Origin of the sequence: Cyanobium sp. PCC 7001 (assembly GCF_000155635.1) — a bacterium.
Taxonomy (GTDB): Bacteria; Cyanobacteriota; Cyanobacteriia; order PCC-6307; family Cyanobiaceae; genus NIES-981.
Genome location: NZ_DS990556.1, coordinates 185,057 through 197,820, shown reverse-complemented (window position 1 = coordinate 197,820; position 12,764 = coordinate 185,057). Strand labels below are relative to the sequence as shown.

At 71.4% G+C, this 12,764-nt stretch carries 15 protein-coding genes; 11 read left to right on the top strand and 4 right to left on the bottom strand.

All coding sequences use genetic code 11. From position 1 onward, the window contains the following. Positions 1 to 71 precede the first annotated feature (71 nt). Positions 72 to 248, top strand: a complete 177-nt coding sequence (gene rpmF, locus CPCC7001_RS01050; protein ID WP_006910293.1) for a 50S ribosomal protein L32 — start codon at positions 72 to 74, stop codon at positions 246 to 248. Positions 249 to 283: 35 nt separating this feature from the next. On the opposite strand, the gene CPCC7001_RS13890 is transcribed toward rpmF, so the two are convergent. From CPCC7001_RS13890 to CPCC7001_RS01035, 3 genes are read right to left on the bottom strand one after another with little or no spacing between them, the layout of a single operon-like run. Next, complete coding sequence (locus CPCC7001_RS13890; RefSeq protein WP_006911216.1) at positions 284 to 1,156, bottom strand: hypothetical protein; 873 nt, start codon at positions 1,154 to 1,156, stop codon at positions 284 to 286. Continuing rightward, positions 1,156 to 1,503, bottom strand: coding sequence for a DUF565 domain-containing protein (locus CPCC7001_RS01040; protein ID WP_006911399.1), 348 nt, complete (start codon positions 1,501 to 1,503; stop codon positions 1,156 to 1,158). Before CPCC7001_RS01040 ends, CPCC7001_RS13890 begins: the two co-directional genes overlap by 1 nt. 52 nt (positions 1,504 to 1,555) lie before the next feature. Continuing rightward, entirely contained in the window at positions 1,556 to 2,293 is a 738-nt protein-coding gene (locus tag CPCC7001_RS01035) for an HAD-IA family hydrolase (RefSeq protein WP_006911671.1), read from the bottom strand. A 32-nt stretch (positions 2,294 to 2,325) separates the two neighbouring features. Here CPCC7001_RS01035 and recJ point away from each other — a divergent pair, with 32 nt between their 5' ends. Next, positions 2,326 to 4,257, top strand: a complete 1,932-nt coding sequence (recJ, locus tag CPCC7001_RS01030; protein ID WP_006909857.1) for a single-stranded-DNA-specific exonuclease RecJ — start codon at positions 2,326 to 2,328, stop codon at positions 4,255 to 4,257. After that, the gene (locus tag CPCC7001_RS01025) at positions 4,257 to 5,603 is read left to right on the top strand and encodes a chloride channel protein (RefSeq protein WP_006911004.1); all 1,347 of its coding nucleotides are present in this window, start codon (positions 4,257 to 4,259) and stop codon (positions 5,601 to 5,603) included. The genes recJ and CPCC7001_RS01025 overlap by 1 nt, the downstream gene beginning before the upstream one ends. Positions 5,604 to 5,651: 48 nt before the next feature. Here the strand turns inward: CPCC7001_RS01025 and psb30 are convergent, their stop codons facing one another. Next, positions 5,652 to 5,759, bottom strand: coding sequence for a photosystem II reaction center protein Ycf12/Psb30 (gene psb30, locus CPCC7001_RS01020; protein ID WP_006041509.1), 108 nt, complete (start codon positions 5,757 to 5,759; stop codon positions 5,652 to 5,654). A gap of 217 nt (positions 5,760 to 5,976) precedes the next feature. Here psb30 and CPCC7001_RS01015 point away from each other — a divergent pair, with 217 nt between their 5' ends. The 8 genes from CPCC7001_RS01015 (at position 5,977) to acsF (ending at position 12,710) form a co-directional block, all read left to right on the top strand. Beyond that, the gene (locus CPCC7001_RS01015; protein ID WP_006911197.1) at positions 5,977 to 6,360 is read left to right on the top strand and encodes a YkgJ family cysteine cluster protein; all 384 of its coding nucleotides are present in this window, start codon (positions 5,977 to 5,979) and stop codon (positions 6,358 to 6,360) included. Then, positions 6,357 to 6,788, top strand: coding sequence for a TMEM165/GDT1 family protein (locus CPCC7001_RS01010; protein ID WP_006911275.1), 432 nt, complete (start codon positions 6,357 to 6,359; stop codon positions 6,786 to 6,788). The genes CPCC7001_RS01015 and CPCC7001_RS01010 overlap by 4 nt, the downstream gene beginning before the upstream one ends. 38 nt (positions 6,789 to 6,826) lie before the next feature. Further along, on the top strand, positions 6,827 to 7,180 hold the full coding sequence (locus CPCC7001_RS01005; RefSeq protein WP_006910800.1) for a TMEM165/GDT1 family protein: 354 nt from the start codon (positions 6,827 to 6,829) through the stop codon (positions 7,178 to 7,180). Between the two features lie 205 nt (positions 7,181 to 7,385). Next, the gene (locus CPCC7001_RS01000) at positions 7,386 to 9,701 is read left to right on the top strand and encodes an RNB domain-containing ribonuclease (RefSeq protein WP_006909851.1); all 2,316 of its coding nucleotides are present in this window, start codon (positions 7,386 to 7,388) and stop codon (positions 9,699 to 9,701) included. Positions 9,702 to 9,705: 4 nt separating this feature from the next. Further along, complete coding sequence (locus CPCC7001_RS00995) at positions 9,706 to 10,365, top strand: flavin prenyltransferase UbiX (RefSeq protein ID WP_006910652.1); 660 nt, start codon at positions 9,706 to 9,708, stop codon at positions 10,363 to 10,365. Positions 10,366 to 10,380: 15 nt separating this feature from the next. Beyond that, entirely contained in the window at positions 10,381 to 10,938 is a 558-nt protein-coding gene (locus tag CPCC7001_RS13885; protein ID WP_006910034.1) for a hypothetical protein, read from the top strand. A gap of 103 nt (positions 10,939 to 11,041) precedes the next feature. Further along, positions 11,042 to 11,512: a DUF2996 domain-containing protein gene (locus CPCC7001_RS00985; protein WP_006911327.1), complete on the top strand. Its 471-nt coding sequence runs from the start codon at positions 11,042 to 11,044 to the stop codon at positions 11,510 to 11,512. Positions 11,513 to 11,591: 79 nt separating this feature from the next. Continuing rightward, on the top strand, positions 11,592 to 12,710 hold the full coding sequence (gene acsF / locus CPCC7001_RS00980) for a magnesium-protoporphyrin IX monomethyl ester (oxidative) cyclase (protein WP_006909932.1): 1,119 nt from the start codon (positions 11,592 to 11,594) through the stop codon (positions 12,708 to 12,710). The last annotated feature ends 54 nt before the right edge of the window (positions 12,711 to 12,764 follow it).

Below are 12,764 nucleotides of genomic sequence, written 5' to 3'. Positions count from 1 at the left end.
GCCGAGCTTAGCGATTTGACGAAAGGCGAGATGGCAGCGGAAGATCGTTGTTTGGCCGTGAGAGTTCGGGGATGGCTGTTCCCAAGAAGAAAACGTCGAAAGGGAAGCGCAACCAGCGCCATGCCCACTGGAAGGCCAAGGCGGCCACGGCGGCCCAGAAGGCCCTCTCCGTCGGCAAGGCCGTGCTGAGCGGCCGCGCCCAGGGCTTCGTGTATCCCATGGACAGCGACGAGGAAGCGGACGACTGAGTCCGAGACTCCGTCCTTCAGGGCATCTAGAGCACCTAGAGGCAGCGGCGGCGGCTGTCGAGCGTCACCGCCGCCGCAACCCGACGGCCCCAGGACTGCGCCAGAGGCTCCTGGTACAGCATCGGCGGCAGGCTGCAGAGGCTGGCCCGCACCAGAGCCTCGAGCTGCTGGCCATTCAGCCATCCCCCCGCGCCCTCCGTCAGCCGCGCCCTGCGCCGCTGCTTGGCTTCGGCCTGGAACCGCCAGCGGCGCGGCCAGCGCCAGTCCGAGGGGCGCAGCACCGCGATGGCATCGAGCAGCTCCCACACCGGCTCGTAGCGCTTCAGCTCGGCGTCCCAGCGGGGCAGCCAGGCCAGTTCCTGGGCGGTGAGCGCCGGCGTCGCCGTTGCCAGGGCCTGGCGCCACCACGCCAGCTCACCGCTGCCGTCGCGATCGCCCTCGCACCCTTCACCTCGATCCAGGCTGCGGCAGCCCAGCAGCCAGCCCTCCAGCACCAGGGCATCGCAGCGCGCCGTCTCGATGGCCGCGCGATCGCCCTGGCCCTGCCGCAACACCTTGTCGAAACGGGGCCTGCGCCAGGCGTCTCCACCCCGCCAGGTCCGCAGGCTCTCCAGCAGCAGAGGCAGGTCATGGCTGCCGGGCGGCACCCGGCTGACGCCGAAGGGGTTGCCCGCCATCGCCTGCTGCCGCTGGCGCCAGGGCAGATAGAAGTCGTCGATGGAGGCCACGCCGAGCCTCACGCCGTCGCGGCGCGCCAGGGTCTGGAGCACCTGGGTCAGGGTGGTCTTGCCGGCTCCCACCGGACCATTGATGGCCAGCACCGGCCGGCGGCCCGCAGCCAGGAGCTGCTGCAGCCTGGCCAGCAGCGGCAGGGCCACCTGCTCCACCACGCTGGGATGCAGGCCCATCAGGTGCCCAGCTTGAAGGCTTCGAGCACCACCGCGTACACCAGCCCGATCCTGAGGTTGTCCGCCACCGCCCAGCCCAGGCCCGGCTGCTCCCGCACCAGTCGGCCCCGCAGCCGCACCACCACCTCGAGCAGCAGCACGGCCGCCAGCACGACCATCGGGCGCCCGCCCGGGAACACCAGCAGCACATAACTGGTGATGTTGCCTCCGGCGTAGAAGCCCAGCAGCAGCGCCAGCATCACCACGCTGCGGGATCGCCAGCTGCCCCGCAGCGATCCGAAGACAGCCTGGGTCAGGGCGTCGCTGAGCCGTTGGAAGCGCGTGGGCTGCAGGGGGCGCAGGGTCACGACGGGGGGTTCACGGCAGAGGGTTCACGACAGGGGGGTCATGGCAGGAGCGTCACAGCAGCCGCTCCAGGTAGGAGAGCGTGATCCCACCGGACTGGCAAGCCGGCCCCCGCAGCACCGAGGCGGAAGATCCGAGATCGGAGACCACGGCCCGGGCGGCATCGAACGCCGCCAACGGCAGCCCGCGGCTGTAGTGGCTCAGGGTGAGCAGGCAGGGCAACCCGGCCGCCACCGCCGCCGCCAGGCCCTGGGGGGAGTCCTCGAGCACCAGCACCTGGTCCGCCGGCAGGGCGAGACGCGCCAGGGCCAGGTGGTAGGCCTCCGGATCGGGCTTCTTGCAGGCCACGTCCTCGCCGCAGATCCTGAAGGCGAAGGCACTGGTCTGATTCGCCAGCAGCGCCCGCTCCAGGTTGGCCAGGGCCTGCCGCCCGCTGGTGGTCACCACGCCCTGCCGCAGCCCTGCCCGGGCGGCCTCGCCGATCAGCGCCTCCACCCCCGGCCGGAGGTGCAGGAGGCCCGACTCCACGAGCCTGCCGTAGTGGCGCTGCTTGCTCGCCTGCAGCGCCTGCACCCGCGCCGCCGCCGGTTCCTGGCCCTCGCAGGCCCGCAGGCAGGCCCGCAGGCGCTCGTGGCCGCCGCTGATCTCCAGCCAGCGGCCATAGCCATCCGCATCCCAGTGAATGGGCAGCTCATGCTCGCGGAACGCCCGGTTGAAGGCCACGCGGTGCCCATCCCGTTCCGTCTCCGCCAGGGTGCCATCCACATCCCAGAGCAGGGCGCGCAGGGGCATGGCTCCGGTCCAGGGCTCAGGGTGCCCCCAGAATGGCCCGGCCCCCGCCGCTGCAGCCGTTGCTCCCCCCGCTCCACGAGCAACGCTGGCAGCTGCCCGCACCCCTGGGACCGCTGGCCGACCCCGGACAGCTGGCGGCACTCAGCCCCCAGCAGCTCCCCCCCCTGCCCTCCCCGCTGCTGGCGGCGCTGGCGCGCCGCGGCTACGGCAGCCGTGAGGCGGTCGCCGCGCTGCTGCAGCCGCCCGAGGCCCCCGAGGCGTCACTGCACTTCGCCGCCCTCCCTCTGGCCGTGACCCGGCTGGAGCGTGCCTGCCGCCAGGGGGAGGCCGTGGCGATCTGCGGCGACTACGACGCCGACGGCATGACCAGCACGGCGCTGCTGCTGGGTGTGCTCGAACGGCTCGGGGCGCGGCCCGTGGCGGCCATTCCCAGCCGCATGGAGGAGGGGTATGGCCTCAACGCCGCCATGGTGGAGCGGCTGGAGCACCAGGGCGTGAAGCTGCTGGTGACCGTGGACAACGGCATCGCCGCCACGGACGCCCTGCTCCGGGCAGAGGCCCTGGCGGTGGAGGTGATCGTGACCGATCACCACAGCATCCCGGCCCAGCTGCCGCCGCTGCTGGCCCTGCTGCACCCCCAGCGCACCCCGGAGGATTCGCCCTTCCGAGGCCTGGCCGGGGTGGGTCTGGCCTACGTGCTGGCGGCGGCCCTCTGCCAGGCAATGGGACGACCCGACGCCCTGCAGATGGCCCGCGACCTGTTCTGCATCGGCACCATCGCCGACATGGCCCCCCTCAGCGGTGTGAACCGGCGCTGGCTGATCGACGGGCTGCCCCGGCTGGGCCAGTCGGGCCTGGCGGGGCTTCAGGCCCTGCAGCAGGTGGCGGGCGTGGAGGATCGGCCCCTCGATGCCCAGGCCGTGGGCTTTCAGATCGCTCCACGGATCAACGCGGTGGGCCGCCTCGGCGATCCCGCCCTGGTGGTGGAACTGCTCACCACGGCAGATCCCGAGAGAGCCCTGGAGCTGGCGGGGCAGTGCGAGGCGCTCAACCGGCAGCGCCGGGAGCTGTGCGAAGCGATCGAAGCCGAAGCCCTTGCCCTGCTGGAGGCCGATGGACCGCAGCGGCCCCGCTTCCTCCTGCTGGCCCAGGGCCACTGGCACCATGGCGTGATCGGCATCGTGGCCGCCAGGCTGGTGGAGCGGCTGGGCCTGCCCGCCGCCCTCCTGGCCGGGGAAGGCGGGGGCCTGATGCGGGCCTCGGTGCGGGCGCCCCGCGGGTTCGCCGTGGACGAGGCCCTTCACCACTGCGCCGACCTGCTGGAGCGGCACGGCGGCCATCCGGCCGCCGGCGGCTTCACCGTGCGGGCCGAACACGTGGCGCGGCTGCACGAGCGCCTGGATGCGCTGGCCGGCGACTGGCTGGACCGCCACGGAGGAGGCCATCCGGTGGAACCCGAGGCACTGCTGCGGCTCGAGCAGATCGACCGGGACTTCCTGCACCACCTGCAGCGCCTGGAGCCGTTCGGCATCGGCCATCCCCAGCCGGTGTTCTGGAGCGCAGGCTGCCGGGTGAAGCAGCAGAAACTCCTGCGCGGCGGCCACCTGCAGCTGGAGCTGAGCCAGGGCGAGCGCAGCGTTCGGGCCATGGGCTGGCGCTGGCAGGGGGGCGCCGACCTGCCGCTCTGGGTGGATGTGGCCTATCGCGTCAAGCTCGACCGCTGGCAGGGCCGGGAACGGCTGCAGCTGGAGCTGGTGGGGCTGCGCGGCAGCGAGTCCCCCGATGGGGAGCGGGAGGTGCGGCTGCAGCGCCGATCCCGCACCTACTGGTGCCGGCGCCAGGGCGAGGGGCTGGTGGTGCGCAATGCCGCCGGTGAGGAACTGCACAGCAGCAGCGCCCCCGAGCATCCCTACCTGCGGGCTCTGCTGCAGGATGCCGCCACGGCCCTCGGTCTCAGCGCCTGATGCCCCGTTCCCCCCTGCACCGCCGTGACCTGCGCAGCCTCGGCCGCCTGCTGGGACTGGGGGTGGTGGTGGGCCTGGCCTGCTGGCCGCTGAATCTGGTGGACGATGCCCAGGCCTTCCTGCAGACCAGGCTTCCCGGTTTCAGCGGTCAACCCTGGTCCCCGTGGACCGTCGCGATCGCCGCCTCACCGCTGCTGGTGATGCCGATCCTGCTGGTGCTTCAGGCGGGCCGGCTGGGGATCGGAGCCGGCTCCGGCATTCCCCAGACCCTGCGCAGCCTGGAGGAGGCGGATCAGGCCAACCGGCTGCTGGGGGCGGCCCCCACCACCGCCCGGCTGGGGCTCTGGACGGCGGCGAGCCTGGCCCTGATGCCCCTGGGACGGGAGGGTCCGGTGGTGCATCTGGGAGCCGCGATCGCCCAGGCTCTGCAGCGGCTCTTCCCCCGGCTGCTCTCCGGACTGCGCCGGGAGCACCTGGTGGCGATCGGCGCCGGTGCCGGACTGGCCGGCGGCTTCAACAGCCCGCTGATGGGCACCCTGTTCGTGATGGAGGAGCTCACCGGCAGCTACAGCAGCACCCTGGTGTGGCCATCGCTGGTGGCCTGCTCGGCGGCGGCCCTGATCAGCAACCTCGATGGCATTCCCCTCTTCCCCCTGGGCATGGTGCCCGCCACGGAGCCGGAATGGCAGCAGCTGCTGCTCTCCCTGCCGATCGGCGTTGGGGCCGGACTGCTGGGGGGGCTCTTCGCCAGGATCCTGCTGGTGTCGAGCCGCTGGCTGAAGCCGCGGGTGCTGCAACGGCCGTGGGGCTGGGGCCTGGCCCTTGGAGCTGGTCTGGCCCTGATGGCGCTGCTCAGCGGCGGCTGGAGCGGCGGGGACGGCGAGCCGCTGATGGAGCAACTGCTGGAGGGGCGGGGTCCGCTGCCGGTGGCCGGGGCTCCCCTGGGGCTGGTGGGCTGGGCGCTGGTGCTGGCGGCACGGGTGCTGGCGCCGGTGCTCGCCCTGGCGGCCGGTGTGCCGGGGGGCCTGATCGACCCTGCCTTCACCATCGGGGCGGTGTTCGGCAGCGGCGTGCTCACGGCCCTCGGCGGCAGCGCCCAGCTGGGGGTGGCGCTGGGGATGGCGGGTGGGCTGGCCGGCGCCACCCAGCTGCCGTTGATGACGGTGCTGTTCTCGATGCGCCTGGCGGGCGATCAGCAGTGGCTGTTCGGCATTCTCATGAGCGCCGTGATCGGGGCCTATGCCGGCCGCAGACTCCAGGGCGAGCCCATCTACCACGCCCTGTCCGATGTCCACCACGACAACCAGAGTGACAGGCAGAGCGAAAGCCCGGCGGCCCGGGCCTGACGGGAGCAGGCAGCGTCGGCGTGGCCGCGATGGTCCCGGCGTTCCGGATCAGAGGGCGCCGCGCCGGTAGAACAGAATGAAGATCACGGCCGGGCCGGCCAGGGTGATCAGGGCCAGGGCTCCGAAGTTGGCGATCAGGTGGAAATCGATGCCCATGGTGACCGGCGTCAGGGAGGTTCACTGGGCGCGATCGTAGGCGCCGCCCGGAGGCGCACTCCGGCTGCGCCTGCCTCTGTGACGGGTTGTCACAGCGTTTCCCACCCTGTTCTGAAGGGCTTCACGGCGGGCGGGCTGCCCAGGCCGGGGCCGCCAGCGGTCCTCACGAACGGCGGTTTCCCTAGAACGGGCCCGTGGTTCCAACCAGAGCACCCCCGTGGCGACCAGCCGAACGTCCCATTGGCAGTGCATCCAGGGCTGCGGAGCCTGCTGCCGCCTCGATCCGGCCCTGCGGGGTGAGGCGCTCGAGGCCCTCAGCCCCGACCAGCGGCAGCGCTACGTCGCACTGGTGGGAGAGGACGGCTGGTGCATCCACTACGACACCGGCGGCCGCCGCTGCCGCATCTACGACGAGCGGCCCGACTTCTGCCATGTGGAGAACCTGGTCGCCCTGTTCGCCGCTGCTCCTGGCCCCGACGACGAGCCCCTGCAGCAGGACCAGCTGGCCATCGCCTGCTGCCTGCAGCAGATCCGCACCGAATACGGGGGACGTGGCAGGGTGATGCGTCGTTTTCGGCAGGCGATCCGCCGCGCACCATGAGCAGCGCTCCCCAGCCCACGCCTGCCGAGCCAGGCCCGACTGCCGAAACCAGCGCCGACACCAGCGCGCCGCCCAGCCCCGCCGCCGCGGGCGGCAGCGAGGCGCCGGCACCACGGGGCTGGCTGGTGGCCTTCATCACCACCTTCACCACGGTGTTCCTGGCCGAGCTGGGCGACAAGACCCAGCTGGCGGCCCTGCTGCTGTCCGCCCAGTCCGGACGGCCGCTGCTGGTGTTCCTGGGCGCCTCCCTCGCCCTGATCTGCTCCAGCCTGGTGGGGGTCCTGCTGGGACGCTGGCTGGCCCGGGTGATGCCCGCCCAGCAGCTCGAACGGCTGGCCGGCGGTCTGATGGTGGCCCTGGGCCTGTGGCTGGGCCGCCAGGCCGTGCTGAACCTGGCGCCGATGCCGGACCTGCCCCCGCCGGCCTGAGCTGCCTTGACTGCATCCCGATTCCCCCGCCTCGCCCCATGGACCTCGCCCTGCTGGCCTCCACGTTCGCCACGGTGTTTCTGGCCGAGCTGGGTGACAAGACCCAGCTGGCCATCGTGACCATCAGCGGCACCTCCAGCCGCCCAGGGGCCGTGTTCGCCGGCAGTTCCGCGGCCCTGGTGCTGGCCAGCCTGCTGGGGGCCGCCGCCGGCGGGTCCCTCTCGACCGTGATCCCCACCAACACCCTGCAGCTGGCCGCATCGGTGGGGTTTCTGGTGCTGGGCCTGCGGCTCCTGCTCATGGCCCGCGCCGAGGAGGACACCGCAGCCCGGGAAACGGCGAACCTGATGGGCAGCGCGGGCAGCACCGCGGACGATCAGAGCGTCCCTTGAAGCTCCCCTGAGCCCTCACGCAGGCCAGCGGCAGGGCTGGATCGGGGCTGGAGCGGCCTCTGCCCCCCAGCTGCCTAAAGTCCCGATGCGGGATGTCAGGGTGACGCGGGCATCGCTTCGAGCCCGGTGCGCCCCCTTCCGCTGCCGCCGCTGCCGGCCCCCTGGGCTGTCCACGGGCGGACCAAGCCACACAGCTGCTGATTCGATGAAGTTCACGGTCGCCGACCTGCTCGACCAGCTTCCCGCCGGGGAACCTCTGCCGATCGCCAAACTGCAGAAGGCCCTCGGCCTGAGCGGCACGGACGACAAGACCACCCTGCAGATCGGCCTGGAGGCGCTCGGCAAGCTCGGCCTGGTCGCCCACTCCGACGACGGCATCCAGCGCTGCGACGTCCCGGAACTGATCCCGGCCCGGCTGCGCTGTTCGAGCAAGGGCTTCTGCTTCGCCCTGCGGGAGGACGGCGGCGAGGACATCTACATCCGCGACCACCAGCTCAACCACGCCTGGAACGGCGACCGGGTGCTGGTGAAGGTGACGCGGGAAGGGGGCCGGCGCCGCTCGCCGGAAGGGGGCGTGCAGTGCATCCTCGAGCGCCACACCACCTCGCTGCTCGCCCAGGTGGAACACCAGCGGGAACAGCTGGTGGCCCTGCCGCTGGACGATCGCCTGCTCACCGCGGTGCAGCTGCCCGAATCCGACGGGGAGTATCTCGATCCCGAGCACAACTCCGTGGTGGAGGTGGCGATCGACCGCTACCCCGTGGCCCAGTTCGCTCCCCAGGGGCATGTGGCCCGGCGCCTGCCGATCCACGGCGGTGAGGCGGCCGACCTGGATCTGGTGCTCACCAAGCACCGGCTGAACCAGCGGCCCGCGGCGCCCAGGGCCAGCCTCCGCAGCCCCGAGAGCAAGGACCGCACCGACCTCACCGGTCAGAACGCCCTGCTGCTCCGGGGTTGGCAGAGCAAGGAGGCGCCGGACCTGGCCGCCGTCTGCCTGGAGGCCCGCGAGGAGGGATGGACGCTGTGGGTCCATGCCCCGGCCGTGGCCGAACGGCTCCCCTTCGGCGGCAGCCTCGACCAATGGCTGCGCGATCAGGCCGAAGCCCACTGCGTCGGCCGGCAGTGGCTGCCCCTGCTCAGTCCGGCCCTGGGCAAGGCCATGGGCTGGACAACGGGCGAGCCGCAGGCCGCCCTCTCGGTGGCCCTCGAGCTCAGCGCCACCGGGACGCTGGAGCACTACCGCTTCTGCCGGTCGCTGGTGAAACCCGTGGCCGAGGTCGACGGCGCCGCCCTCGCCGCCCTGGCCGAGCGCAAGCCCAAGAGCCGCACCACGCCGGCGGCCCTCAAGCCGCTCAAAGCCCACCTCGAACAGCTGGAGCAGCTGCTCAGCCTCACCGCTCTGCTGCGCGAGCGGCGGCTGGAGCGGGGCTCGATCGATCTGCAGCTGCCGATGCCTCCCATCGAGAGCCTCGGAGATCTGGCAGTGCCCCCGCCGGATGCGGCCACGCAGGGCTGGATGGTGCAGCTGCCGGCCCACGCGCCGATGGCCGTTCTGCGGGAGGCCCTGCTGCTCGCCGATCGCGCCCTCGGAGAACACCTCGCCGCCCTGCAGCTGCCGGCGATCTTCGCGGTGAACCCTCCGGCCGAGGCTTCCGATCTCAACGATGTGGCCAAGGCGGCCCTCGCCCTGGAGATCCCCCTGGAGCTGGGCGAGGAGGGTCACGCCAGTGCCGGGGAACTCGCGGCCGCCTTTGCCGCCACCGATCGCTGCCGGCCCCTGCAGCAACAGCTCAGGGCCGTGCTGAAGCCCGTGAGCCTGGCCACTGAAACCGGCGAACACGCCGTGGCCGGCGTGACCGGGGAGGAGCCAGCCCTGGCGCCCTGGTGCTGCCCCGGCCTGCACTACGCCGACATCTGGAACCAGCACCTGCTCACCCTGCTGCTCACCGAGGGCAAGGACCGGCCCAGCGTGCGCCACAAGATCGGAGTGGACCTGGCCTCCGACGCCTGCCACGGGGCCATTGACTGGCCGCTGCTGCCGAACAGTGCCATCGCCCCCTTCCAGGAGGGGTTGGCCCACGGTCTGGTGCAGCGCCTGAACGGCAGGCGGCGGTTCGGGACCGAACTGGAGGGCGACCTGCTGGCCATGGCCCAGGCCCGCCAGGCCGAGCCCCTGGTGGGCCAGGTGCTGCCGGGCATCATCAGTGGCGTGCAGAGCTACGGCTTCTTCGTGGAGGTGCCGCCCTCCAACGTGGAGGGGCTGGTGCACGTGAGCTCGCTCAAGGACGACTGGTACGAGTACCGCTCCCGCCAGAACCGCCTGGTGGGCCGCAAGAACCGTCGCACCTACATGCTCGGGGATGCGGTGGAGGTGGAGATCCAGAAGGTGGATGCGCTGCGGCACCAGATCGACCTGGCCGTGCAGCTGCCGGAGGGTTACGACGAACTGGCCGGCGACAACGACGCCCCGTCCACCGCAGACGACACCTTCACGCCCGTCGCCGTGCTCAACGAGGCCTGAGGCGATGGATCCGGTGGTTCTGGCCGTTTCCGGAGCCTCGGCTCAACCCCTGGCCCGCCGGGCCCTCCAGCTGCTGCTGGAGGCGGACGAAGCGGTGGAAATGGTCACGAGCCGCGGGGCGATCGGGGTCTGGCAGGCGGAACTCGGGCTGCGGGTGCCCAGCGAGCCGGAGGCGCAGGAGCGGTTCTGGCGCCAGGAGACCGGCTGCGCCACCGGCCAGCTGCGCTGCCATCGCTGGAACGACCAGGCCGCCGGCATCGCCAGCGGCAGCTTCCGCACCCGGGGGATGGTGATCCTGCCGGCCTCGATGGGAACGGTGGGGCGGATCGCCTCCGGGGTGGCCCTCGATCTGGTGGAGCGGGCCGCCGACGTGCATCTCAAGGAGGGGCGCCCCCTGGTGATCTGTCCCCGCGAAACGCCCTGGAGCCTGGTGCACCTCCGCAACCTCACCGCCCTCGCCGAGGCCGGAGCCCGCATCGCGCCCCCGGTGCCGGCCTGGTACCACCAGCCCCGCGACATCGACGACATGGTGGATTTCCTCGTGATCCGCGTCTTTGATGTGCTGGGGTTCGAGCTGGGCGAACTGCGGCGTTGGCGGGGCCCTGTCCAGGCGGATCGGCCCGAACCCGGCCGGGGTTCCGGCATCCTTTCCACCGAATCCTGAGCCTTGCCCCCCCTGGTGCGACAGCTGCTTCTGCTACCGCTGCTGGCACCGCTGCTGGCCGTGGTGCTGATCGGCGCCGTGAACCCGCGGCCGGCCGTGGCCTTGCGCCTGCTCACCTGGACCTCCCCGGCGCTGCCGATCGGGGTGTGGCTGATGCTGGCGGCGGCCGGGGGAGCGGGCATCAGCGCCGTGGGCACCGCCCTTGCCCTCTCCACCGGCGGCGAGCGGGAGCTTCAGCGGCAGGTGCGGCGTCCCGTCACCCCCCGCACCGACGTCGGCCGGCCCGAACCCGGCGCTGACACGGGCACTGACTTTGACCTCGGCTGGGAGCCCCCCAGGCCCGAGCACCGCAGCGCAGCCGGCGCTGGCCCTGCGGCCGCGGGCCCCACCAGGGCCGCCGGCGAGAGCAGCCCCACCGTGGCCGTTCCCTACCGCGTGATCCGCCGGCCCGCAGCCGGTGCCGCTCCGCCTCCTGCCGCCGCGCCCACCGCTGCGCCCCCGACCGCGGCTCCTGCCGAAGCCGGCGTGGCCGCCGGGGAGGGCTGGGGCACTCCGCTGGGCGAGGGCTGGTGAGGGCCGTTGCGGGGAGCTGATCGTTGCGGAGAACTGGGTGTACCCGGCGCACACGCCACCCGGCTTAGAGTCGGCGTGCTGACGGTTCGAGGCCAGAATTTCGGTGAGTGAGGCCACCAATCCAGCTGCGGGCGGCGGCCCAGAGCAGGCTGAAGCATCCAGCCCCGCCAAGGCGGCCGCGACCAAGCCCCCGGCCAAGCCGGCGAAACCGCCGGCCCCGGAGGACCAGCCCTTCGCCACCTTCGTGCCCGAGCTGCTGATCCCCGCCCTGAGCAAGGAGATCCAGGCCTACGGAGGCCCAGCTCCCGAGCTCTCCTTCCAGCAGGCACCGATGCCGGTGATCGGCAACCCCTGCTGGATGGTGGTGGGCGTGCTGCCGGGTGAGCGGCGCTTCTGGCTCTGCTTCACCGAGGAGAGCCTCACGGCGCCCAAGGTGGTGATCGTGGCTGAGGCGGGTGCGGAGCCGAGCCTTGTGGAATCGTTCCTGATCGACGAGCGTAAGATCACCCTGGCCCTGCTGGTGTCCCGGCTGGTGCAGCGGCTCAACGGGCAGAAGTGGCTCGGAGCCAACTGACCCCTCGCGGCCGTTACATCCCGGCCGCCCCAGCGCCCGGGCCACTTACGATGGCTCAACGCTCTGTGCTGCCAGCCTGATGGTGCCTCCAACCGCTGTCGCCAACCCCGCCGCTCCCGGCTCCAGCCTGGACGGGGCTCAGACCATCGGCACCCCGGAGTCCCCCGCCATCAAGGATCCGGTTAAGGACACCATCCTCACGCCGCGGTTCTACACCACCGACTTCGAGGCGATGGCGGCCATGGATCTCCGCCCCAACGAAGTGGAGCTGGAGGCCATCTGCGAGGAATTCCGCAAGGACTACAACCGCCACCACTTCGTGCGGAATGGGGAATTCGAAGGAGCGGCCGACAAGCTGGATCCCGAGACCCGCCGGGTCTTCGTGGAATTCCTGGAGCAGAGCTGCACATCGGAATTCTCCGGCTTCCTCCTCTACAAGGAACTGAGCCGTCGCATCAAGGAGAAGAATCCGCTTCTGGCTGAGTGCTTCGCCCACATGGCCCGGGATGAAGCCCGCCATGCCGGCTTCCTCAACAAGTCCATGGCCGATTTCGGGCTCCAGCTCGACCTGGGCTTCCTCACGGCCAACAAGGCCTACACCTACTTCAAGCCCAAGTTCATCTTCTACGCCACCTATCTGAGCGAAAAGATCGGCTATTGGCGCTACATCGCCATCTACAGGCACCTGGAGAAGAATCCTGAAAGCAAGATCTTCCCGATCTTCAATTTCTTTGAGAACTGGTGTCAGGATGAGAACCGCCACGGCGATTTCTTCGACGCCCTGATGAAGGCCCAGCCCGACACGGTGCGCGGCCTGCAGGCTCGTCTCTGGTGCCGTTTCTTCCTGCTGGCGGTGTTCGCCACCATGTACGTGCGCGATGTGGCCCGCAAGGAGTTCTACGAAGCCCTCGGCCTCGACGCCCGCACCTACGACCGCTACGTGATCGACAAGACCAACGAGACCTCCGCCCGGGTGTTCCCGGTGGTGCTGGATGTGCACAATCCCAAGTTCTGGGAGCGGCTGGAGCGGCTGGTGACCAACAACGCCGCCCTCACCGAGGCTGACCAAAGCGGCGCTCCCGCTGCCGTCAGGGCCCTGCGCAAGCTGCCCTACTGGATCGGCAATGCCGCCGAGATGGCGAAGCTGTTCCTGATGAAGCCCATCCGCAGCGACCGCTTTCAGCCCGCCGTGCGCTGACGGCGCCCGCCCCGCCTGTCCGCAGAGCCCCTGGGCTCCGGCCTCCGGCGCCGG

Bases quoted from the DNA above. Each gene is read 5' to 3' on its own strand.
- rpmF (WP_006910293.1), top strand. From the start codon at position 72: ATGGCTGTTCCCAAGAAGAAAACGTCGAAAGGGAAGCGCAACCAGCGC.
- CPCC7001_RS13890 (WP_006911216.1), bottom strand. From the start codon at position 1,156: ATGGGCCTGCATCCCAGCGTGGTGGAGCAGGTGGCCCTGCCGCTGCTG.
- CPCC7001_RS01035 (WP_006911671.1), bottom strand. From the start codon at position 2,293: ATGCCCCTGCGCGCCCTGCTCTGGGATGTGGATGGCACCCTGGCGGAG.
- recJ (WP_006909857.1), top strand. From the start codon at position 2,326: ATGGCCCGGCCCCCGCCGCTGCAGCCGTTGCTCCCCCCGCTCCACGAG.
- CPCC7001_RS01025 (WP_006911004.1), top strand. From the start codon at position 4,257: ATGCCCCGTTCCCCCCTGCACCGCCGTGACCTGCGCAGCCTCGGCCGC.
- psb30 (WP_006041509.1), bottom strand. From the start codon at position 5,759: ATGGGCATCGATTTCCACCTGATCGCCAACTTCGGAGCCCTGGCCCTG.
- CPCC7001_RS01010 (WP_006911275.1), top strand. From the start codon at position 6,357: ATGAGCAGCGCTCCCCAGCCCACGCCTGCCGAGCCAGGCCCGACTGCC.
- CPCC7001_RS01005 (WP_006910800.1), top strand. From the start codon at position 6,827: ATGGACCTCGCCCTGCTGGCCTCCACGTTCGCCACGGTGTTTCTGGCC.
- CPCC7001_RS01000 (WP_006909851.1), top strand. From the start codon at position 7,386: ATGAAGTTCACGGTCGCCGACCTGCTCGACCAGCTTCCCGCCGGGGAA.
- CPCC7001_RS00995 (WP_006910652.1), top strand. From the start codon at position 9,706: ATGGATCCGGTGGTTCTGGCCGTTTCCGGAGCCTCGGCTCAACCCCTG.
- acsF (WP_006909932.1), top strand. From the start codon at position 11,592: ATGGTGCCTCCAACCGCTGTCGCCAACCCCGCCGCTCCCGGCTCCAGC.